The following is a 20,352-nucleotide window of genomic DNA, read 5'->3' on the forward strand; positions in this document are numbered from 1 at the left end:
CATCCGTCTCGCCGCTGCGCGGCGATCCACCTTCCCCTACAGGGAAGGAGAATATCGGCCTCGGTCCCGCACGCGATCAGCGCCGCGCCTCGGCTCTCCCTCAACCCTCCAGCGGCACCGTCTCCGTGAGCTCGATGCCGAAGCCCGCGAGCCCGACATAGGCGCGCGAGGAGCTCGCGAGGTTGCGGATCGAGGAGACGCCGAGGTCGCGCAGGATCTGGGCGCCGAGCCCGACCTCGCGCCAGGCCTTGTTGCGCTCGATCTCGGAATGGCTCGCCTCGTCGGAATAGGAGGTCAGCGGCACGCCGGCCGTGCCCTCGCGCAGGTAGACGAGCACGCCGCGCCCCTCCGCCGCGAAACGCTCCAGCGCGCGGTCGACGGCGCCGGTCGATTCGAACACGTCGGAGATGACGTTGGCGCGGTGGAGCCGGGCGAGCACGTCGCGGCCGTCGCCGATCCGGCCGTGGACGAGGGCGAAATGGTGCACGGAATCGAAGGGCGTCGTGTAGGCGTAGCCGGTCATCTCGCCGAAGCGGGTCGTCACCGGGAAGGTGCCGATGCGCTCGACCAGACGGTCGCGCTTCTGGCGGTAGGCGATCATGTCGGCGACGGAAACGCGCCTGAGGCCGTGCTGCTCGGCGAAGGCGACGATCTGGTCGCCCTTCATCACCGTGCCGTCGTCGTTGGCGAGCTCGCAGATCACGCCGACCTCGGGCAGGCCGGCGAGGCGGCACAGGTCCACCGCCGCCTCGGTATGGCCCGAGCGCATCAGCACGCCGCCGTCCTTGGCGACGAGCGGGAAGACGTGGCCCGGGCGCACGAAGTCCTCCGCGCCCATGTTGCCGTTGGCGAGCGCCCGCACCGTGTTGCAGCGCTGCTCGGCCGAGATGCCGGTGGTGAGCCCGTGGCGGACGTCCACCGACACGGTGAAGGCCGTGCCGAGCGGCGCGTCGTTCGAGGCCACCATCGGGTCGAGCCGCAGGCGCTTCGCCTCCGCCGGGGTGAGCGGCGCGCAGACGATGCCGCAGGTGTTGCGGATGATGAAGGCCATCTTCTCCGGCGTGCAGAGCGAGGCGGCGACGATGAGGTCGCCCTCGTTCTCGCGGTCGTCGTCGTCCGTGACGATGACGATCTCGCCGCGGGCGAAGGCTTCGATGGCGTCGGTGACCGATTGGGGCATGTGTCGCTGCTCTGTTCGCGCGGGGGGCCGCGCCCGTCTTAGCCGAAAGGACGCTCGAGAGGCCAGCTGCGGACGACGCCGACCTGCCCTCTATGGCGCAGATAATGGTCCGCGATCACGCACGCCACCATGGCCTCGCCGACCGGGACTGCGCGAATTCCGACGCAGGGGTCGTGCCGGCCCTTGGTGACGACCTCCGTCTCCTGGTTCTGCCGCGTCACCGAGGCGCGCGGCGCGAGGATCGAGGAGGTGGGCTTCACCGCGAAGCGGGCGACCACCGGCTGGCCCGTCGAGATGCCGCCGAGCACGCCGCCGGCCTTGTTGGAGCGGAACACCGGCGCGCCGTCGTTGCCCGGGCGCATCTCGTCGGCGTTCTCCTCGCCGGTGAGGGCGGCGGCGGCGAAGCCCTCGCCGATCTCGACGCCCTTGACCGCGTTGATGGACATCAGCGCGCCGGCGAGCTCGGCGTCGAGCTTGCCGTAGATCGGCGCGCCGAGGCCCGGCGGCACGCCCTCGGCCACGATCTCGATCACGGCGCCCACCGAGGAGCCCGCCTTGCGCACGCCGTCGAGATAGTCCGCCCAGCGCGCGGCGGCCTTCGCGTCCGGGCAGAAGAACGGGTTGCGGGAGACCTCCTCCCAGTCCCAGGCCTCGCGGTCGATCGCGTGCGGGCCGATCCGGACCAGCGCGCCGCGCACGACCATCCCCGGCACGACCTTGCGCGCGATGGCACCGGCCGCGACCCGCGCCGCCGTCTCGCGCGCCGAGGAGCGCCCGCCGCCGCGATAGTCGCGCACGCCGTACTTCACGTCGTAGGCGAAATCGGCGTGGCCGGGGCGGTAGCTGTCGCGGATCTCGCCGTAATCCTTGGAGCGCTGGTCGACGTTCTCGATGACGAGCGCGATCGGCGTGCCGGTGGTGACCTGGGCCTCCATCCGCTCGTCCTGGAAGACGCCGGAGAGGATCTTCACCGCGTCCGGCTCGCGGCGCTGCGTCGTGTAGCGCGACTGCCCCGGCCGGCGCCGGTCGAGCTCGGCCTGGATGTCGGCCTGCGTCAGCGGAACGCCCGGCGGGCAGCCGTCGACGACGCAGCCGAGCGCCGGCCCGTGGCTCTCGCCGAAGGTGGTGACGCGGAAGAGATGGCCGAAGGTGTTGTGGGACATGGACGCGCGCTCCTGCCCGGGTTCTAGGGGAGAAGCGGGAGGAGGGGAAGGGGGCGGCGCCTAGGAGGCTGTCCGAGTAATTTTCTGGACGTGGGAATCCGGTCGTGATTCTCTTGTTTCATGAGCACGAGCAAGACGTTTCGCCCCTGGGATGTCGAGCAGAGCTGGCTTCTGCCGCCGTCCATTCACGACTTCGTCCCGCCTGGGCACGCGGCGCACTTCGTGCGCGAGACGGTGCGTGAGGGGCTGGATCTGCGGGATATCCTGAGCGCCTACATCGAGCTGCGAGGCTATCCGCCGTATCATCCGGCGATGATGGTGGCGCTTCTGCTGTACGGCTACAGCCGCGGGGTCTACTCCTCGCGCCAGCTGGCGCGAGCCTGCGAGGAGCGGGTCGACTTCATGGCGGTGACGGGCCTGCAGCGGCCGGACTTCCGCACGATCGCGGACTTCCGCAAGCGCCATCTCAAGGCGCTGGGGCGCCTGTTCGAGCAGGTGCTGCGCCTGTGCCGGGCGGCGGGACTGGTGCAGCTCGGGCACGTCGCTCTGGACGGCACGAAGATCAAGGCGAACGCCTCGCGGCACAAGGCGATGAGCTATGGCCGCATGAAGAGCGCGGAGCCGGCGCTGGCCGATGCGGTGGCGGGCTGGCTCGACCGGGCCGAGACGGCGGACCGCGAGGAGGATGCCGCGCACGGCGAGCGGCGCGGGGACGAGATGCCGGACTGGGCGGCGGACAAGCTGCGCCGGCTGGAGCGGATCCGGGCGGCCAAGGCCGCGCTGGAGGCCGAGGCGGCGGCGCCGGCGGGCGGCGAGGACGAGGACGGCCCCGGTCCCTCCAGCGGCATGCAGGATCGCGGGCGGCCCAAGCGCGCGCCCGACGGCGGCCCGCCGGACAAGGCGCAGCGCAACTTCACCGACCCCGACAGCCGCATCCAGCCGACCCGCGACGGCTTCATCCAGGGCTACAACGCCCAGATCGCCGTCGACGCCGCCCACCAGGTGATCGTCGCCCACCGCCTCCAGAGCAATCCGGGCGACGTCGACGCCCTCGTCCCCCTGGTGGACGCCGTGCGCCGCAATCTCGGAGCCAAGCCCCGCGAGATCTCGGCGGACGCCGGCTTCTGCTCGGAGGCGAACCTCGGCGCCCTGAAGGCGCGCCGCATCCGCGCCTACGTCGCCGTCGGCCGCGCCAAGCACGCCACCGGGGTCCCGGCGACCGAGCGGCGCCTCTCGAAATCACCCCTGACCCGGGCCATGGCCGAGACGCTCGCCCGCGCCGGGCGGCGCAGCCGCTACAGGCTGCGCAAGCAGGTCGTCGAGCCCGTCTTCGGGCAGATCAAGCAGGATCGCGGGATGCGCCAGCTCCTCTTGCGCGGCCTCGGCGCCGTCAGGGCCGAATGGGCGCTCGTCTGCACCGCTCACAACATCGCGAAGCTCGTCGCCGCTCACAACCGACCGAGGCCGGCCGGATGAGACGGGGCGAACGCGTCCCGCGAACGAAACGCACTCGCGTCGCAGAACGAATTAGCTGGACAGCCTCCTAGGAGGCTGTCCGAGTAATTTTCTGGACGTGGGAATCCGGTCGTGATTCTCTTGTTTCATGAGCACGAGCAAGACGTTTCGCCCCTGGGATGTCGAGCAGAGCTGGCTTCTGCCGCCGTCCATTCACGACTTCGTCCCGCCTGGGCACGCGGCGCACTTCGTGCGCGAGACGGTGCGTGAGGGGCTGGATCTGCGGGATATCCTGAGCGCCTACATCGAGCTGCGAGGCTATCCGCCGTATCATCCGGCGATGATGGTGGCGCTTCTGCTGTACGGCTACAGCCGCGGGGTCTACTCCTCGCGCCAGCTGGCGCGAGCCTGCGAGGAGCGGGTCGACTTCATGGCGGTGACGGGCCTGCAGCGGCCGGACTTCCGCACGATCGCGGACTTCCGCAAGCGCCATCTCAAGGCGCTGGGGCGCCTGTTCGAGCAGGTGCTGCGCCTGTGCCGGGCGGCGGGACTGGTGCAGCTCGGGCACGTCGCTCTGGACGGCACGAAGATCAAGGCGAACGCCTCGCGGCACAAGGCGATGAGCTATGGCCGCATGAAGAGCGCGGAGCCGGCGCTGGCCGATGCGGTGGCGGGCTGGCTCGACCGGGCCGAGACGGCGGACCGCGAGGAGGATGCCGCGCACGGCGAGCGGCGCGGGGACGAGATGCCGGACTGGGCGGCGGACAAGCTGCGCCGGCTGGAGCGGATCCGGGCGGCCAAGGCCGCGCTGGAGGCCGAGGCGGCGGCGCCGGCGGGCGGCGAGGACGAGGACGGCCCCGGTCCCTCCAGCGGCATGCAGGATCGCGGGCGGCCCAAGCGCGCGCCCGACGGCGGCCCGCCGGACAAGGCGCAGCGCAACTTCACCGACCCCGACAGCCGCATCCAGCCGACCCGCGACGGCTTCATCCAGGGCTACAACGCCCAGATCGCCGTCGACGCCGCCCACCAGGTGATCGTCGCCCACCGCCTCCAGAGCAATCCGGGCGACGTCGACGCCCTCGTCCCCCTGGTGGACGCCGTGCGCCGCAATCTCGGAGCCAAGCCCCGCGAGATCTCGGCGGACGCCGGCTTCTGCTCGGAGGCGAACCTCGGCGCCCTGAAGGCGCGCCGCATCCGCGCCTACGTCGCCGTCGGCCGCGCCAAGCACGCCACCGGGGTCCCGGCGACCGAGCGGCGCCTCTCGAAATCACCCCTGACCCGGGCCATGGCCGAGACGCTCGCCCGCGCCGGGCGGCGCAGCCGCTACAGGCTGCGCAAGCAGGTCGTCGAGCCCGTCTTCGGGCAGATCAAGCAGGATCGCGGGATGCGCCAGCTCCTCTTGCGCGGCCTCGGCGCCGTCAGGGCCGAATGGGCGCTCGTCTGCACCGCTCACAACATCGCGAAGCTCGTCGCCGCTCACAACCGACCGAGGCCGGCCGGATGAGACGGGGCGAACGCGTCCCGCGAACGAAACGCACTCGCGTCGCAGAACGAATTAGCTGGACAGCCTCCTAGGCAGCCTCCAAAGACAGGATGTGCTCGCCGATGGCACGGACGGACGTCTTCGAGACCAGCCCTATATCCTGACGCAAGGCTTCCTCGCGAAGGCTGTCGATTTCCCCAATTAGCTCCTCGTATTGTCTCTCGGTGATATTTGGATCATCTAAATCTTGATATTGTATTAGCATATCGAATGCCGCTCCCGTAACACATTCAAACCGATCGCGCTCCTTTTTTGCTTGACTTAGATCCCACATTAAGCGCTTGACAAAATTACGCGAGTTCGCAGTACGCCTAGCCTGAAGTGAGGCAAAATTTGCCACTAAATTTGAGCTTCGATACGCTATGACGATGCTATTTCTCGCTTTTTGCTTCAGCTTCGGTTCGCGGACCTCGTCGCTGAACGCCTCGGCGAGACCGGGTCTTCTTTCGTAAACATACTCGAACACGAGGCGGGGCAGACGATCCGGACCCGTGGCGCGCTCGATCGCGACGGCCTCTTCAGGCGACGGCGGAGCCGAGACCTCATGAACGATTTCGCGCGCGGCAAAGGTAGACGTCTTCCTCAAAAGGTGACGCGCCATCTGCGGGATCGAGGTGCCGGTCAATTCGCGGGTCTCTCCCATGCTGATGCCGGAAACGGAAGGCACGTACGAAGACGCAGGCTCACCCTTCGCCAAATGTTGTGTGAGCCCGTCGACCGCGGCGATGATTGCGATGCGCGCGATCTCGGCCTCGGACCCGAATAGGCACTCCAGTGCGTCGAGGCGTTCCGGCGCGCAGACGTCGAAGGTGCGTCCGTCGGACGCAGCGACCGCGACGACAAAGCGTTCCGGAGATCCCGGCCGCGGCGTGAAGAGGACCGGCGTGCATCGCCCCTTGATCAGATCCTGATCCGATGGGAAGTGCAGTTTCTGAAGCATCGCGTTCATGCCAGGAGCCCCAGGATTTTTGCCGACAGGTCCCCCATGTACGGCACTCGAGCGGACAAGAAACCCTCGAGCTTCGCCAATTCGCTAGCGTCCACTATAGCGTCGGCTCGGCTCCTTTGCACGACATCACTCACCGACGCCTTCAAACGCGACGGCACGAGTCTCGCTGGCTCGACAAGCTTCCCTCGCTCGTCGAATGGCAGCTCGACCGTCAGCCATCGCTCGTGAGAGCGACCGTACGCCCGGGCCGGGTCGAGCTCGTCGGTCTGCCAGTTCGGACCAGTGAAGCTGTAGGCATGATCGATCAGCCAGAACCCATCGCCACTGAGGAGAAGGTTTCCAACGTTCCGATCCATATTCGCAGTCCAGGCGTCGAAGCCATACATATCCCCGAGCCCAGACCATTGCCTGATAAGCGGAAGGACCGCATCCTTCGCCCTTTCGTCAAGCAACTGGGCGACAGATGCCCCCGGGACCTGCAAGCTGCAAAATACGAGACAGTGATCCGCATCGTACGGCAGCTTGGGGTCCCGAATCTGCTCGTTGCGCGCTATGCCGAGGACCGGCTGCGGAATTGGAAGCCCGCAACCCAAACCGAGCACGCCGGCGATCAGCTCGCTGACGATCTCGGGCCCAGACACGTTCTTGATAAACGCCGCAGCAATTTGATTGTCTTCGAGTTGCACATCCCCACTGTAGATGTCGCTAACCGTTCCAAGATCAATGCGCTCCGTCCGATCGAGGACGCGCCCCAGAGCTACGGGCCGATTGTTAGCGGGCATGGACGCTCTCGCACGAAGATACCGAATTATACAATCTTCGCTTTATGCCTCCGAGCGAGCGCCTTGTCCAGCCTGTCTTCTCACGCCACCGCCCGCTTCGCCGTCCCCTCTCCCGCCTCGCCCGCCGCGAGCGCCGGGGCGCCCGTCAGGTTCCCCTGCAGGTAGTCCACCCCCCAGTCGCGGAGCATGGCGGCGGTCTCCTCGTCCTCGACCCATTCGGCCACGGTGGGGATGCCGAGATGGTGGGCGAGGTCGACGAGGGTGCGCACGAAGAAGCGGTCGTCGGGGGAACGGGCGAGGTTCTGGACGAAGGCGCCGTCGATCTTGAGGAGGTCGACGGGGAAGTCGCGCAGATGGCGGAAGGAGGTGTGGCCGGCGCCGAAATCGTCGAGCGCCACGGCGACGCCGAGGGCTTTCATGGCGTCGAGCCGGGAGCGGGTCGCCTCCGGATCGCGCACCGCCACCGTCTCGGTGACCTCGACGATCAGCCGTTCGGCGACGCCGCGATAGGCGCCGAGCGTCGCGGCGAGCACGTTCAGCCAGTCGGGCGTCTCCAGCGTCATCGGCGAGACGTTGATCGACAGCCGCTCGGACGGGTGGGTCGCGAGACGCTCGGCGGCGAGCTCGAGCATGCGCGCGTCGAGAAGCGGCACCAGACCCGCGCGTTCGACGAGCGGGATGATCTCGCCCGCACCGACGATGCGCCCGTCCGGGCCGCGGATGCGGGCCAGCGCCTCGGCGAAGGCGGGCGCGCGCCCTTGCGCCTCGACGATCGGCTGGCGGGCCATGACGACGCGCCGCTCGTTGAGCGCGGCGACCACGTCGACGCCGCGCCCGTCGGGGCACACGCCGCGCGAGCGCGCCAGAGCCGGGCGATAGATCGTGAAGGCGGCGGCCGAGCGGCGGCTCGCCGCGAGCGCGTCCTCGGCGCGGCGCAGCAGGCCCGGCGCGTCGGTCGCGTGCTGCGGCGCGCTCGCGGCGCCGAGCGCCACGCGCAGCGTCACCGGCCCGCGCGGGGTCGCGATGGGCGCGCCCTCGACGCCGGCGCGCAGGCGCTCGGCCGCGATCTCGGCCTGGTCCAGCGGGCAGGACAGGAGCGCGACGCCGAAGCGGTTCGAGGCGTAGCGGGCGAAGACGTCGCGCCGGCGCATCACCACGACGGCGCGGCGCATCACCTCCTCGATCGCCTGGTCGGCGACCGCGAAGCCGTGCTCGTCGTTGAGCCGGTCGAGCCCCTCCACCGCCATGACCATCATGGTCATCGGCCGCTTCGCCTTCACGGCGGCGGCGACGTCGGCGCCGAGCGTCTCGAGGAAGTCGGAGCGGGCGCGTGTCGGAGCGGCGACGTCGCGCCCGGCGGCGCCGAGGCGCAGGGCGCCGTGCGCGAAGGCCGGGCGGCCGTCGGCGCCGGCATACCAGCGCCCGGTATCCTCCACCGCCACCAGCCCGCGGCCGTCGACGGCGCAGGTCGCGCGCGACGTCGCGGGAAGCCGCAGCAGGTAGGCGGCGCGATAGGGCACGCCCGCGCCCGTGTCGGTGTCCCGCGAATCGAGTACGACGTCGTGGCGGGTACGCCCGGCGCTGTCCTCGCAGGCGAGGCCGAAGGCGGCGCCGGTGGCGAAGGCCCTCATGTCGGGCAGGCCGAAGACGTCGGCGGCGTTGCCGCTCCAGGCGATGGCGTCGCTGGCGACGTCCCAGTCGTAGACGACCTCGCCGATGGACGTGAGGACGGCGCGCGGATCGAGAGGGCCACGCTCACGGCGCCCCGAGCGGCGATCGGCCGTCTGCCCCGTCGACATCCCGGCGCGCGCGCCTTGCGATCCCATGGAAACCCCGCCCCCTACCGGCGACGCCGCGCCGCATCGCCGTGAAACGCTTGCGTCATGCACGTGTCTATCGACGATGCGGGCGGAGGGTTAACGAAGGGTGAAAGCCGGCCCGCGACTTGCTAAGAAAGGGGCTCTGTCCACCGCGGAGGCTGCGGCGTTGCATAACGAGACACTAACGGATCGAAGCGAATGCCGCGCGCTCGTGCCGCTGGAGCCGCGCGCGCCCGCCCCGCGCGCGGCCGGGCGGCCGGATGCGGGCTTCCTCACCCAGCTGATCGCCTGCGAACGCCGGATGCCCGACTACCGAGACCGCCGCCGCGCCGAGCCGGCGGAGGGCGTGGCGCGCTACGGCGCGGCGCCGCGCGCCCCGGGCCGGCCCGGCCTCGCCCGCAGCGTCTGACCCCGATACGAAAAAAGGCCCGCGCAGGCGGGCCTCCTCACGTCGTCCGCGGCCCGAAGGCGCGCGGCGATGAGCCGATCGCCTCAGTCCTCGGACTTCGGCGTCAGCACCTGGCGACCGCGATACATGCCGGTCTTCAGGTCGATGTGGTGCGGGCGGCGCAGCTCGCCCGAGTCCTTGTCCTCGACATAGGTCGGGGCCTTCAGCGCGTCGGCCGAACGGCGCATGCCGCGCTTGGACGGCGACGTCTTTCTCTTCGGAACGGCCATGGTTCGTCTCCGGTCACGGCGAGCGCCGACGTCGGCCCGCGGGGTGCGCGGCCTGTCGGCACGAAGTCAACAGAGGCGCGGGTCATACACGCTCGCAGGCGGCTTGCCTACCCCCAATCCGAGGCGCGCGCGCGGTTTTTCGCGGGCGCCCCTGCCCTGGCCCGCGGCGCCCCGCCGCCCTACCTCGCAGGCGAGGCACGCAGCCCGCGCAGGAGGACGTCATGGCCGCCGAAAGACTGACCGAGACCGAACGCCACGAGATGCTCGCCGGCCTCACCGGCTGGAGCCTGGTGGAGGGCCGCGACGCCATCCACAAGCGCTTCGTCTTCGCCGACTTTGTCTCCGCCTTCGGCTGGATGGCGAAGGTGGCGCTCGTCGCCGAGAAGCACGACCATCATCCCGAATGGTTCAACGTCTACAAGACGGTGGAGGTCACCCTCTCCACCCACGATTCCGGCGGCCTCACGAGGCTCGACGTGACGCTGGCCCAGGAGATGGACCGGCTGGCGGCGGGGTGAGCGTCTATCGGACGACCCGCACGACATCGCCGCCGTACGCCTGCAGCGTCCCGTCCGACGTGAGCAGCAGCAGTTCCTCGGCCCCGGCTTGCGCGACGAGCATGCGGTCGAACGGGTCACGGTGGTAATGGGGTAGCGATCGAACACGCTGGACGTGAGGGAGGTCGATCGGCAGCACGTCGAAGCCGGCTCTCCGCACCGCCCCTGGCAGGCCGTCCAGATCCAGCTTCAGCTTTCCGATCGACGCCTTGATGGCGATTTCCCAGAACGACGCCATGCTGACGAACACGGCGGTCGACGAGAGAATTGCGCTTCTCCCGCTTCTCGGGAGAGCCGCATCGTCTCGCAGTGCCCAAATCAGCAGATGCGTGTCGAGCAGAACTCTCACGCATCGCGCCCTTCGAACGCGTCGAGAATGTCGTCCGGAAGCGGCGCGTCGAAGTCATCGGCGATCTCGATGTCCGGCATCGTGCCGAACGTGATCTGCCGCGGTGCCTCGTAGGGAACGAGCTTGGCCAGAGGCCGCCCCGCCTTGGCGATGATCACGGGCTCGCCCCGAGCCGCTGCATCGACGAGCTGAGAGAGCTTCGTCTTCGCCTCGTACAGGTTCAGCTGCTTCATCGACGCCCTCCGGCCTTCAGGAGTCGAAGATAGGGTTGACCAATGATTTGGTCAACCCTCCCCACCTTACTTAGGCTGCATGCGCAGCGCGCCGTCGAGGCGGATGGTCTCGCCGTTGAGCATGTCGTTCTCGACGATGGCGGCGACGAGGGCGGCGTATTCGCCGGGCTTGCCGAGGCGCGAGGGGAACGGCACGCCGGCCTCGAGCGCCTTGCGGTACTCCTCCGGGACGGAGGCGAACATCGGCGTCTCGAACAGGCCCGGCAGGATCGTCACGACGCGGATGCCGTAGCCCGAGAGGTCGCGGGCGACCGGCAGCGTCAGCCCGACGACGCCGCCCTTGGAGGCGGCGTAGGCCGCCTGGCCGATCTGCCCGTCCTGCGCCGCCACGGAGGCCGTGTTGACCACGACGCCGCGCCCGCCGTCGGGCGTGACGGGGTCGAGCCCGGCCATGCCGGCCGCGCATTTCGCGATCATGGCGAAGGTGCCGATCAGGTTGATCTCGACGGCCTTGCGGAAGCTCGCGACGTCGTGGGCGACGAGTTCGCCGGTGTCGCGCTTCTTCGAGACCGTGCGCTTGCCCGGCGCGACGCCCGCGCAATTGACGAGGAGCCGCTCGACGCCGTGCGCCGCGCGGGCCGTCTCGAGGCCGGCGTCGATCGAGGCCTCGTCGGTCACGTCGACGGCGCAGAAGACGCCGCCGATCTCGCCGGCGACGGCCTCGCCGCGCTCCGCGTCGCGGTCGAAGATCGCGACCTTCACGCCGGCCTGCGCCAGGCGGCGCGCCGTCGCCTCGCCGAGGCCCGAAGCGCCGCCGGTGACGATGGCGGCGGATAGCTGGTTGAGCTGCATGCTGGTTCTCCCGTTCTCCGCCCCGGTTTAGCGAGGGCGGAGAGCGAGCGGAAGAGGCGCGACGGGCGAAGCGCGGATCAGCCGATCAGATCCGCGGCGCGGTGCTCGCGCACGACGACGCGCGTGCCCGTCGGCACCCGGCGATGCAGGTCGACGATGTCCTGGTTGAGGAGACGGATGCAGCCGGACGACACGGCCTTGCCGATGGACCAGGGCTCGTTGGTGCCGTGGATGCGGTAGAGCGTGTCGCGGCCGCCCTGGTAGAGGTAGAGCGCGCGCGCCCCGAGCGGGTTTTCGAGGCCGCCCGGCAGGCCGTCGGCATAGGGGCCGTAGCGCTCCGGCTCGCGGCGGATCATGTTCCGCGTCGGCGTCCAGCGCGGCCAGGCGGCCTTGCGGGCGATCGTCGCCGTGCCGGAGAAGGCGAGGCCCTCCTTGCCGACGCCGATGCCGTAGCGCATCGCCTCGCCGCCCCCGAGCGAGAGGAACAGGAAGCGCTGCGTCGTGTCGACGGTGATCGTCCCCGCGGGCTCGCCCGTCGGGTCGCGCACCGCGCGTCGCCAGAATTGCGGCTCGACGATGGTCGGGTCGACGGCGGGAATGGGAAACTCCTCCGCCGGGAGCGCCGCGTACATGGCATAGATGTCGCCGGGGACGGCCGGCGCCAGCGGCTCGACGGGGACCCGCGCCTGCGAGACGCAGCCGCCGAGCGCCAGGGCGCTCCCCAGAACGAAACTGCGTCGGGTGAAGGTGGTGCTCATCGAACCGGTCATCCTCGCGTGAAATCCTCTGCGCCGCCCCCGCATGGCTCTAACAGCGTCGGAGCCGATCCGTCGACGACCTCACGAGAGTTTGACGCGAGCGTGACCGAGGAGGTTCACGGCGCGGCGTCGAACGCCGCCTCGAAGCCGGGCCTGTGGACGAAGTGGATCTTGTTGCCCTCCGGATCCCGGCAATAGGCGCCGTAATAGCCGGCCGAATATTGCGGGCGCTCGCCCGGGGGACCTTCGTCCGCGGCGCCGGCGGCGATCGCCGCGGCGTAGGCGGCGTCGACCGCCGCGCGGGAGGGCGCGAGGAAGGAGACCTGCACGCCGTTGCCGACGCTGGCGGGGCGCCGATCGAAGGGCTGCTGCACGATGAATTCCGGCCATTTCGCGCCGGGCCGCGTCCAGGTGGCGCCGGGCGGGTAGGCGGCGGGCTCGAGATCGGTGACGCTGCGCACGAGGCCGAGGGGCGCGAGGGCGGCGTCGTAGAAGGCGATCATCCGCGCGAGGTCGTTCGCACCGACCATGACGTGGCTGAAGATCGGCCTCATCCGAGCTGCCTCAGGGTCTCGCGGGCGATGATCAGGCGCTGGATCTCGCTCGTGCCCTCGTAGATGCGGGTGATGCGCGCGTCGCGCGCGTGGCGCTCGACGGGGTAGTCTCGGCAATAGCCGGCGCCGCCGTGGAGCTGGATCGCCGTGTCGGTGCAGCGGTGCGCCGCTTCCGAGGCGAAGAGCTTGGCCATCGAGGCCGCCTTGGCGAAGGGCCGGCCCTCGTCCTTCAGATGCGCCGCCTCCAGGATCAGGAGCCGGGCGGCGGAGAGGTCGACCTCGCGGTCGGCGATCATCCATTGCGGGCCCTGCATGTCGGCGAGGCGCTGGCCGAACTGGCTGCGCTCCACCGCGTAGGCCTTGGCCGCGTCCATGGCGGCGCGCGCGATGCCGAGCGAGAGCGCCGCGACGCCGATCCGCCCCCCGGCGAGCTCGCCGACCGCGACGCGGAAGCCGTCGTTCTCGCGCCCCATCAGCGCGTCCGCGGGCACGCGGCACTCCTCGAGATGCACGACGTTGGTCGGCGAGCCGTGCTGGCCCATCTTCTCCTCGGCGCGCCCGATCACGAGGCCGGGCGTTCCGGCCTCCACCAGGAAGCAGGAGATGCCCTTGCCGGGCTTCGCGTCGGGATCGGTCACCGCCCAGACGACGAAGATCCCGGCGTATTCGGCCGAGGAGATGTAGATCTTCTGCCCGTCGAGCCGCCAGCCGTCCCCGTCGCGGCGCGCCCGTGTGCGCATGGCGGAGGGGTCGGAGCCCGCCTGCGCCTCGGTGAGGCAGAAGGCGCCGGCGAGATAGGTCCCGTCCGCGAGGCGCGGCAGGTGGCGCGCCTTCTGCTCGGGCGAGCCGACGGACTGGATCACCTCGCCGACCATGTTGGTCACCGAGGTCGAGACCGCGGTGGAGGCGCAGGCGTAGCCGAGCTCCTCGATCGCCAGGGCGAAGGCCACCGTGCCGGCCTCCGAGCCGCCGTGCTCCGCCGTCACGTTCAGCGCCGAGAAGCCGTTCTCGGCGAGCAGCTTCAGGTTCGCGAGCAGCGTCTCGCGCCCCGCCCCGCGATCGAGCGCCTCCGCGTTCGGCGCCAGCCGCTCCGCCGCGATCCGCCGCGCGGCGTCGCGGATCATCTCCTCTTCCTCGGTGAGCGCGAAGCGCATGAGCGGGGCCTCCGTGTGGAATGGGGCGGGAGATTAGGGGAGGCCGGAGCGGCGGGCAATGCGGGGCGGGCGCGGTTACCTTCAATGACGTCGCGGACCTGAAGACGACCGTGCTGCTGCGGTTTGCGGCCGTCTCTCGATCTGCTACCTTCGACGCGAGGATGCTCCAGACGATGGCTCGGCTGCGGTTTGCGGCCGTCTCTCGATCTGCTACCTTGGAACCACGCCTCGGTCCGCGCGCGCTTCTGCTGCGGTTTGCGGCCGTCTCTCGATCTGCTACCTTAAGCTGGAGAAGCGCCTGTTCCTGGATCTGGCTGCGGTTTGCGGCCGTCTCTCGATCTGCTACCTTTGCGGCGCAGCGCCTCACCGCGCTCGGCCGGCTGCGGTTTGCGGCCGTCTCTCGATCTGCTACCTTCGCCGGTAAGCCGCTGGACGCGCTCGATCCGCTGCGGTTTGCGGCCGTCTCTCGATCTGCTACCTTCGATTTCCCGATCTTCGCCGGCGAGGATCTGCTGCGGTTTGCGGCCGTCTCTCGATCTGCTACCTTCGAACGCGCGCTCAAGCTCGGCGCCCCACGCTGCGGTTTGCGGCCGTCTCTCGATCTGCTACCTTCGCGGCGCCGACGCCTTCGGCGATGTTCGCGCTGCGGTTTGCGGCCGTCTCTCGATCTGCTACCTTACCGAATTCGGCGGGGAAGAGCACGCCCTTGCTGCGGTTTGCGGCCGTCTCTCGATCTGCTACCTTTATGGCCGGCGCGGCTGCGACGGAAAGCGCGCTGCGGTTTGCGGCCGTCTCTCGATCTGCTACCTTACAAGGACGCGACGACCCTTGCCCGGATAGGCTGCGGTTTGCGGCCGTCTCTCGATCTGCTACCTTCACCTCGCGATCGATGCGGGCGCGGTGCTGCGGTTTGCGGCCGTCTCTCGATCTGCTACCTTGAACGAAATCGACGACCTCGTTCCGCACCTGCTGCGGTTTGCGGCCGTCTCTCGATCTGCTACCTTCCTCGCCACCAGCTCGCCTTCGACCATGCTGCTGCGGTTTGCGGCCGTCTCTCGATCTGCTACCTTACATGGCCTTGCCGTTCGTTCCGCTGCGGTTTGCGGCCGTCTCTCGATCTGCTACCTTTCTCGGCATGAACGCTCACGCCCCCATCGTCGCTGCGGTTTGCGGCCGTCTCTCGATCTGCTACCTTGAGGCAATATGATGCCGCGTTGTCGGAAGCGCTGCGGTTTGCGGCCGTCTCTCGATCTGCTACCTTGGCCGGGCCGCGTCTGCGTGATGACGACCTGCTGCGGTTTGCGGCCGTCTCTCGATCTGCTACCTTCCGCGATCCGGAGATCACCCGCTGGCGGCCGCTGCGGTTTGCGGCCGTCTCTCGATCTGCTACCTTGACGACGCTCGGCGTCCAGATCCATTGGGCGCTGCGGTTTGCGGCCGTCTCTCGATCTGCTACCTTCCTATGAAGCGACCCACCTCGCTCCCTCCGCTGCGGTTTGCGGCCGTCTCTCGATCTGCTACCTTGGCTCTCGAAGGGGATGCGCGCCGCCGATCGCTGCGGTTTGCGGCCGTCTCTCGATCTGCTACCTTGGCCCAGCGTGTCGACGAAATAGTTCACGTGCTGCGGTTTGCGGCCGTCTCTCGATCTGCTACCTTTTCGATCTCGGCGAATATCGCCGTGGCGACGCTGCGGTTTGCGGCCGTCTCTCGATCTGCTACCTTAACGCGCCGAGCCTCGCCGTCACGGCGGACGCTGCGGTTTGCGGCCGTCTCTCGATCTGCTACCTTCCTCGCTGTAGGCGGCGCGGCACATGACCGGCTGCGGTTTGCGGCCGTCTCTCGATCTGCTACCTTTGCCTCGCCGGCAAGCGCCTGAATTTGCTCCGTTTTCCGCCGTCCCGATCGTCAGAAAAGCTCGATCTGGGCCGGCGGAGGCGGGGCGGGCTCGCGTTTTTTCCCGAAGAACGTCTGGATTCGGCTGAACTGCTTGTCGGTGATGGTGAGGAACCGCACCTCCCCCTCCGGCGGCGTGAGCGCGCCCATGCGGGCGACGTGGGTCGCCGCGTTCTCGATGGACGCGCAGTGCCGGATGTAGACCGAGTACTGCATCATGCTGAAGCCGTCCTTCAGGAGCGCCTTGCGAAAGCGCGCATAGGCCTTGCGCTGCGCCGCCGTGTCGGTCGGCAGGTCGAACATCGCGATCACCCACATGGTCCGCCACCCCCAGGGCCAGGCTCGATCCCGGTCTCCGCGTCCGCTCATGGCGCCTCCTCCTCGGCATCATCCGGGGCGAACGGAAGCCCCGAGGGCAGGTCGAGCGTGCGCGCGCCCTCGGTGAGGGCGCGGCGCAAGGAGCCGGCGCTCGCGTGCAGCGCGAGGAGGAGCGGCAGGCGCCGCGCGCCCACCTGCACTGTTTCCTTCAGCACCGAGAGCAGCGCGGCCCGCGTCGCCCGGTCGTCGAGCGTCGGCGGCGGCGCGCCCGCGCTCTCGTCGAGCATGCGCCGCACGCGCCAGTCGACGTAGGGGCGGCAGGGCTCGACGAGGTCGTCGGCGAGGCAGAACGGGTTCGACCGGCGCTTGTGGAATACGCCGAGCGAGGGAATCAGCCCGGTCGCCACGACGGCCCGCGCCGTGGCCGCGCGCACGACCGCATAGCCGTAGTTCAGGAGCGCGTTCGCGCCCTCCGCGTCGCGGTCGCGGCGAAAGCCGCCACCCAGGAGGCGCGGCCAGTAGCGCTGGGCCGCCTGCGCTTCGAGATTGTCCGGATCGCCGGAGCGGACGCGCCGCGCCATCTCGCCGAGGCCGGCGTCCCGCCCGGTGAAATGGGCGAGCACGACGCCCTGCTGGGCGATCTTGGCGCGAACCAGCGCCTGCCAGACGCGCTTGCGGGCGGGCTCGCCCGCCGCCGCCTGGGCGCGGTGGCGCTCGGTCTGGACATGGTGCGCGTCCAGCGGCAGCAGGAGCCCGAGCGGAAGGTGGTCCCTCCCGCTCGCGACCACGGTCGCCCCAGCCTCCAGCAAGGCGACGAGCGCCGCATGGGTGTAGCTCGCCCGGGCGTCGTCGACGACGAGTACGCCGATGTCCTCGATGGGAACGCGGGCGTCCGGCTCGCCAGGGCGGGCGATCACGAGCTGGTCGAGCGCCGTCGACAGCCGCGTGCCCGGCGTGGCGATCTCTAGAATGCGGGACAGGGTCATCGCCGCCTCCTCAGTCCCGCGCCTTGCGCACGCGACCGATCGGGTCGACGGAGACCTTGGTGAATTCCCGCAAGATCGTGTTGACGCGCGGCGCGAAGGGACGAGCATTCGTCGCGTCGTTGTGCTGTCGCAGCTCGACCTGTCCCTTCTCGGCTATGCTCTCGACGACGAAGTACTCGGGTCCATTCGCCCCTTCACGCATCAGCGTGTCGCCTGCGGAGAGGCTCATGACGAACGCCGCCCCGTCCTCGCGCGTCCGCCTCACGATCGGCTCGCGGCGAGCCAGCCGGCCGGCGGCGTCGAACAGGCTCACGACGTCGAACTCGGCGCGGCCATCCGGGCGTCGGAACACCGCGACGTGATGGTTCAAGCCCTTCTTCGCGAAGCCCGTCGCCACAGGCGCCATTATCCGCTGCTGCGCTGTGACGACGATGCGCACCCGCCGGATCTCCGGCCCCGCCTCCCCGAGCTGCGGGTAGGGCGGGACCGCCTTCTTAGGCACGCCGCCGCGCGCCTCCACGTGTGCGCGCACGGCCTCCCGCACCGCCGCGTCGCGGATGTCGCCGAGGCGGGCGGGGGAGAGGTCCTCGATGCGCTTGCGGGTGACGTAGCGCCGATAGGTCGCGCCGCCGCGGGTCTCCTCCGGCTCCTTCGTGCGCCCGAGCACCGTCTGCTCGTGCAGCGGCCCGGAGACCTTCTTGCGCACCCGGTGCGAGCAGACGATCTCGGCGACGGCGCAAGCGGCGTCGGCGCGGATTTCCGGCCATGGCGGCGGCAGGTGCGGGCGCGCGGCGCGCGGGTCCTCCTTCTGCGTCCAGTAGCCCGCGAGGCGCTGCGTCGCGCCGGGCGAGGCGCAGGCGACCACGAGCGCGTCGATCGCGTGGTGGCGATGGTCGGCGCGGGTCTTCTTGCCGTCCTCCCCGAGAATTGCGTCGAGCCCCCACAGATGCCGCAGCTGCGCCGTCACCCGCCCGGTCACGGCCTCGACGTGCACGGGCGCCGTCGGCCCCTCGTCGGGCCACAGCCGCTTCAGCTGGGCGAGCGCGGCGCGCGCCGCCCAGCCGGTGTCGTTCAGCTGGCGCGTCGTGAAGTCGTCGGGCAGGTTTTCGGCGAGAAAGCGCTTCACCTTGCCGCGCGGCATGCCGGGCTTGCCCTTCGCCGCCTCCATTCCGGCGATCCTCCGGCGCATGGCCTCCCAGCGCTCGGGATCGTGGCCGAAGGCCTCGAAGGGCGTACGCGGCCCCTTCTCGGCGTTGACGTCGCGCCGGCAGAGCGTCTTGTTGCGCAAGCCATCGTCGAAGGAGCGCGAGCGCGGCACGATATGCTCCACATGGAACAGCCCGTCGCGGAACAGGGCGTCGAAGCCGATGCGGTCGCCGGTGTAGGGGCATTGCTCGCCGCATTCCTGCCAGAGCAGCCACTTCTCCACGTCGTCTCGCGACGGGTCGGGGATGCCGGCAGCCGTCAGCGCGGCGTGCGCCTCCCTGCGGCGGCGTTCCTGCCGGCGCATGCCGTCCGCCCGCTCGTCGCGCTCGCGCTTCGAGAGCCCCACCTCCCGCGCGACCTCGATGCGGATGCGGTCGGGCTTGCCGTGGACGGCGATGAGATTGTTGACCACCTTGCGCAGCTCGTTGAGCGTGCGCGTCACGGTCGGGTTGCGCAGCTCCGCCAGCCGTCGGGCCTCGGCCGGATCCGCGGGGCTCGGCAGTCGCTCGAGCGCTTCACCGGTCGGACGGGCGCGATCGGGAAAGGCGGCGTCTCGCCAGGGCTCGTGCTCGGGTCCCATCAGGAGCGCGCCCATCCGCACGCCCGCCTCGAGACGCGGCAGGATCGCCTCCAGCGCCGCCGTCGAGTACGGCTCCCAGCCGGCCGGCAGGACGAGCCCGGCGAGCGCCTGCGCCTCGTCCTCCGAGAGGCCGAAATCGGCGACCACCCCTTGCGCGACCTCCGCACGATTCTCCCTTCGCGCACGGTCGGGGAGGACGACGATGCGCTGCGTCCCGATCGCGCGGGTGTCGGCGGCACGCAGCCGCTCCGGCACCTCCGCGCGCAGGCGCTCGGCGTCCGGCCGGTCGGCGAAGCCCTCGCCGAGAACGAGCACGAGGTCCGCCTCGAGCCGGTTGCCGAGAAGCGCCTTCTCGCCGCCGATCTCGAGGTTGAACCGCAGCGACCGCTCGGCCCCCGCCTCGCCGCGCGCCGCATAGAGCGGCTTCAACGCCGCGCGCACCTTCGCCCAGCTGAGCGAGGGGGCTCTCGCGAGCGCCGCGTGGATGGCCGCGCGCTCCTCGGCGTCGAGCGGGCGGGCGTTGCCGCCGGCGACCTCGAGGTTGGCGAGCTTCTCCAGCATGCGGCGCTGCTGCGAGATCCAGGAGCCGCGCGGGCAGAGCGGCGCGTCGGGCACGAGCGGGCATCGCCCCAGCGTCGCCGTGCGCCAGAAAACCGGCTTCTGCGCGAGGATCGTCTCCTCGATCGCTGCGCGGATCGCGGGATCGCGCAGGCAGGCGTGGTGCGCGACCTGGGCATCGAGCAGCCGAGCCAGCTCCTCGGCGACCACGGCGCGTGTCGCATGCACGCCCCGGCGGCGTTCGGACGGCGGAGTCCGCGCGAGGAAGGCGCCGAGCGTCGTCCCGCTCGCGGCGAGGCGGGCGAGCGTCTCCTCGCGCGCGCTCGCGGCCGCGACCTCGTCGGCCGGCGGCGCGGCGGAAGCGCCCTCCCGCTCGGCGGCGTCGCGGCCGGCGAAATGCCGGCGCTGCGCCAGGTGGTGGAGCGCGCGACCCACGTCGTGCGGCGCGAGCGGCTCCGTGAGCCCGCGCAGGCGCAGGTCGTAGGGGTCCCGCGCCATGACGCGCGCACGCTCCGGCGAGCCGTAGGACGGAATGAGACCGACCGAGGCGAGCAGCTCTCCGAGCGCGCGCTTGCGCTCCCGTCGTCGCCGCAGCCGCCTGCGCATCGCGCGCGCGAGGCGCCGCGCCTGGTTCAGCGGCGCGCCGTCGGCGTCGCGCGCTTCGGGGTAGAGCCGCACGCCCAGCGCGCGGATCATCGGCGCCGCCCCCTCCTCGATCAGCGCGAAGCCGATCGACGTCGTTCCGAGATCCAACCCCAGCGCAGTCGGCATGTATCCGCCCTCC

The 20,352-nt window shown here is 70.3% G+C and carries 19 protein-coding genes and 1 CRISPR repeat array; of the genes, 4 read left to right on the forward strand and 15 right to left on the reverse strand.

From position 1 onward, the window contains the following. Positions 1–100: 100 nt before the first annotated feature. Both ribB and aroC read right to left on the reverse strand, forming a co-directional pair. A complete protein-coding gene (gene ribB, locus ABL310_RS17410; RefSeq protein ID WP_349368269.1) occupies positions 101–1,180 on the reverse strand; it encodes a 3,4-dihydroxy-2-butanone-4-phosphate synthase in 1,080 nt (359 codons plus the stop codon). 38 nt (positions 1,181–1,218) lie between these two features. Further along, positions 1,219–2,343: a chorismate synthase gene (gene aroC, locus ABL310_RS17415; RefSeq protein ID WP_349368270.1), complete on the reverse strand. Its 1,125-nt coding sequence runs from the start codon at positions 2,341–2,343 to the stop codon at positions 1,219–1,221. A gap of 120 nt (positions 2,344–2,463) precedes the next feature. On the opposite strand from aroC, the gene ABL310_RS17420 reads away from it, so the two are divergent. Both ABL310_RS17420 and ABL310_RS17425 read left to right on the forward strand, forming a co-directional pair. Then, the gene (locus tag ABL310_RS17420; RefSeq protein ID WP_349368221.1) at positions 2,464–3,819 is read left to right on the forward strand and encodes an IS1182 family transposase; all 1,356 of its coding nucleotides are present in this window, start codon (positions 2,464–2,466) and stop codon (positions 3,817–3,819) included. A 127-nt stretch (positions 3,820–3,946) separates the two neighbouring features. Next, the gene (locus ABL310_RS17425; protein WP_349368221.1) at positions 3,947–5,302 is read left to right on the forward strand and encodes an IS1182 family transposase; all 1,356 of its coding nucleotides are present in this window, start codon (positions 3,947–3,949) and stop codon (positions 5,300–5,302) included. A gap of 67 nt (positions 5,303–5,369) precedes the next feature. Here ABL310_RS17425 and ABL310_RS17430 read toward each other — a convergent pair whose 3' ends face one another. The 3 genes from ABL310_RS17430 to ABL310_RS17440 form a co-directional block, all read right to left on the reverse strand. Next, the gene (locus ABL310_RS17430) at positions 5,370–6,290 is read right to left on the reverse strand and encodes a hypothetical protein (protein ID WP_349368271.1); all 921 of its coding nucleotides are present in this window, start codon (positions 6,288–6,290) and stop codon (positions 5,370–5,372) included. Next, the gene (locus ABL310_RS17435) at positions 6,287–7,072 is read right to left on the reverse strand and encodes a HipA family kinase (protein WP_349368272.1); all 786 of its coding nucleotides are present in this window, start codon (positions 7,070–7,072) and stop codon (positions 6,287–6,289) included. Before ABL310_RS17435 ends, ABL310_RS17430 begins: the two co-directional genes overlap by 4 nt. A gap of 80 nt (positions 7,073–7,152) precedes the next feature. Continuing rightward, positions 7,153–8,871 (reverse strand): GGDEF domain-containing phosphodiesterase, encoded by a 1,719-nt coding sequence (locus ABL310_RS17440; RefSeq protein ID WP_349368273.1) that lies wholly within the window; start codon positions 8,869–8,871, stop codon positions 7,153–7,155. Between the two features lie 232 nt (positions 8,872–9,103). Here ABL310_RS17440 and ABL310_RS17445 point away from each other — a divergent pair, with 232 nt between their 5' ends. Then, positions 9,104–9,301: a hypothetical protein gene (locus ABL310_RS17445; protein ID WP_349368274.1), complete on the forward strand. Its 198-nt coding sequence runs from the start codon at positions 9,104–9,106 to the stop codon at positions 9,299–9,301. A gap of 83 nt (positions 9,302–9,384) precedes the next feature. Here ABL310_RS17445 and rpmF read toward each other — a convergent pair whose 3' ends face one another. Further along, the gene (rpmF, locus tag ABL310_RS17450) at positions 9,385–9,570 is read right to left on the reverse strand and encodes a 50S ribosomal protein L32 (RefSeq protein ID WP_188912426.1); all 186 of its coding nucleotides are present in this window, start codon (positions 9,568–9,570) and stop codon (positions 9,385–9,387) included. 221 nt (positions 9,571–9,791) lie between these two features. On the opposite strand from rpmF, the gene ABL310_RS17455 reads away from it, so the two are divergent. Further along, positions 9,792–10,088: a 4a-hydroxytetrahydrobiopterin dehydratase gene (locus tag ABL310_RS17455; RefSeq protein ID WP_349368275.1), complete on the forward strand. Its 297-nt coding sequence runs from the start codon at positions 9,792–9,794 to the stop codon at positions 10,086–10,088. A gap of 4 nt (positions 10,089–10,092) precedes the next feature. On the opposite strand, the gene ABL310_RS17460 is transcribed toward ABL310_RS17455, so the two are convergent. From ABL310_RS17460 to cas9, 9 genes are all read right to left on the reverse strand, one after another. Then, the gene (locus ABL310_RS17460; RefSeq protein ID WP_349368276.1) at positions 10,093–10,476 is read right to left on the reverse strand and encodes a type II toxin-antitoxin system VapC family toxin; all 384 of its coding nucleotides are present in this window, start codon (positions 10,474–10,476) and stop codon (positions 10,093–10,095) included. Next, a complete protein-coding gene (locus ABL310_RS17465; protein ID WP_349368277.1) occupies positions 10,473–10,709 on the reverse strand; it encodes a type II toxin-antitoxin system prevent-host-death family antitoxin in 237 nt (78 codons plus the stop codon). Before ABL310_RS17465 ends, ABL310_RS17460 begins: the two co-directional genes overlap by 4 nt. Before the next feature lie 66 nt (positions 10,710–10,775). Next, the gene (locus tag ABL310_RS17470) at positions 10,776–11,561 is read right to left on the reverse strand and encodes an SDR family NAD(P)-dependent oxidoreductase (RefSeq protein ID WP_349368278.1); all 786 of its coding nucleotides are present in this window, start codon (positions 11,559–11,561) and stop codon (positions 10,776–10,778) included. Between the two features lie 77 nt (positions 11,562–11,638). After that, on the reverse strand, positions 11,639–12,319 hold the full coding sequence (locus ABL310_RS17475) for a L,D-transpeptidase (protein WP_349368279.1): 681 nt from the start codon (positions 12,317–12,319) through the stop codon (positions 11,639–11,641). A gap of 116 nt (positions 12,320–12,435) precedes the next feature. Next, positions 12,436–12,864 carry a VOC family protein gene (locus tag ABL310_RS17480; protein ID WP_349372086.1) on the reverse strand — a complete coding sequence of 143 codons (429 nt, stop codon included), beginning with the start codon at positions 12,862–12,864 and terminating at the stop codon, positions 12,436–12,438. Between the two features lie 5 nt (positions 12,865–12,869). After that, a complete protein-coding gene (locus ABL310_RS17485; protein ID WP_349368280.1) occupies positions 12,870–14,027 on the reverse strand; it encodes an acyl-CoA dehydrogenase family protein in 1,158 nt (385 codons plus the stop codon). Between the two features lie 115 nt (positions 14,028–14,142). Then, positions 14,143–15,881: a CRISPR direct-repeat array (repeat unit 36 nt; unit sequence GCTGCGGTTTGCGGCCGTCTCTCGATCTGCTACCTT). Between the two features lie 51 nt (positions 15,882–15,932). After that, positions 15,933–16,289: a CRISPR-associated endonuclease Cas2 gene (cas2, locus tag ABL310_RS17490; RefSeq protein WP_349368281.1), complete on the reverse strand. Its 357-nt coding sequence runs from the start codon at positions 16,287–16,289 to the stop codon at positions 15,933–15,935. Next, entirely contained in the window at positions 16,286–17,224 is a 939-nt protein-coding gene (gene cas1 / locus ABL310_RS17495; RefSeq protein WP_349368282.1) for a type II CRISPR-associated endonuclease Cas1, read from the reverse strand. The genes cas2 and cas1 overlap by 4 nt, the downstream gene beginning before the upstream one ends. Before the next feature lie 10 nt (positions 17,225–17,234). After that, positions 17,235–20,339 (reverse strand): type II CRISPR RNA-guided endonuclease Cas9, encoded by a 3,105-nt coding sequence (cas9, locus tag ABL310_RS17500; protein ID WP_349368283.1) that lies wholly within the window; start codon positions 20,337–20,339, stop codon positions 17,235–17,237. Between the last annotated feature and the right edge of the window lie 13 nt (positions 20,340–20,352).

Origin of the sequence: Salinarimonas sp. (assembly GCF_040111675.1) — a bacterium.
GTDB lineage: Bacteria > Pseudomonadota > Alphaproteobacteria > Rhizobiales > Beijerinckiaceae > Salinarimonas.

Coding starts and splice junctions, on each gene's coding strand:
- rpmF (WP_188912426.1), bottom strand. CDS start 9,570: ATGGCCGTTCCGAAGAGAAAGACGTCGCCGTCCAAGCGCGGCATGCGC.
- ABL310_RS17475 (WP_349368279.1), bottom strand. CDS start 12,319: ATGAGCACCACCTTCACCCGACGCAGTTTCGTTCTGGGGAGCGCCCTG.
- cas9 (WP_349368283.1), bottom strand. CDS start 20,339: ATGCCGACTGCGCTGGGGTTGGATCTCGGAACGACGTCGATCGGCTTC.
- ABL310_RS17470 (WP_349368278.1), bottom strand. CDS start 11,561: ATGCAGCTCAACCAGCTATCCGCCGCCATCGTCACCGGCGGCGCTTCG.
- ABL310_RS17440 (WP_349368273.1), bottom strand. CDS start 8,871: ATGTCGACGGGGCAGACGGCCGATCGCCGCTCGGGGCGCCGTGAGCGT.
- cas2 (WP_349368281.1), bottom strand. CDS start 16,289: ATGAGCGGACGCGGAGACCGGGATCGAGCCTGGCCCTGGGGGTGGCGG.
- ABL310_RS17455 (WP_349368275.1), top strand. CDS start 9,792: ATGGCCGCCGAAAGACTGACCGAGACCGAACGCCACGAGATGCTCGCC.
- ABL310_RS17465 (WP_349368277.1), bottom strand. CDS start 10,709: ATGAAGCAGCTGAACCTGTACGAGGCGAAGACGAAGCTCTCTCAGCTC.
- ABL310_RS17430 (WP_349368271.1), bottom strand. CDS start 6,290: ATGAACGCGATGCTTCAGAAACTGCACTTCCCATCGGATCAGGATCTG.
- ABL310_RS17435 (WP_349368272.1), bottom strand. CDS start 7,072: ATGCCCGCTAACAATCGGCCCGTAGCTCTGGGGCGCGTCCTCGATCGG.
- aroC (WP_349368270.1), bottom strand. CDS start 2,343: ATGTCCCACAACACCTTCGGCCATCTCTTCCGCGTCACCACCTTCGGC.
- ABL310_RS17420 (WP_349368221.1), top strand. CDS start 2,464: ATGAGCACGAGCAAGACGTTTCGCCCCTGGGATGTCGAGCAGAGCTGG.
- ABL310_RS17425 (WP_349368221.1), top strand. CDS start 3,947: ATGAGCACGAGCAAGACGTTTCGCCCCTGGGATGTCGAGCAGAGCTGG.
- ribB (WP_349368269.1), bottom strand. CDS start 1,180: ATGCCCCAATCGGTCACCGACGCCATCGAAGCCTTCGCCCGCGGCGAG.
- cas1 (WP_349368282.1), bottom strand. CDS start 17,224: ATGACCCTGTCCCGCATTCTAGAGATCGCCACGCCGGGCACGCGGCTG.
- ABL310_RS17485 (WP_349368280.1), bottom strand. CDS start 14,027: ATGCGCTTCGCGCTCACCGAGGAAGAGGAGATGATCCGCGACGCCGCG.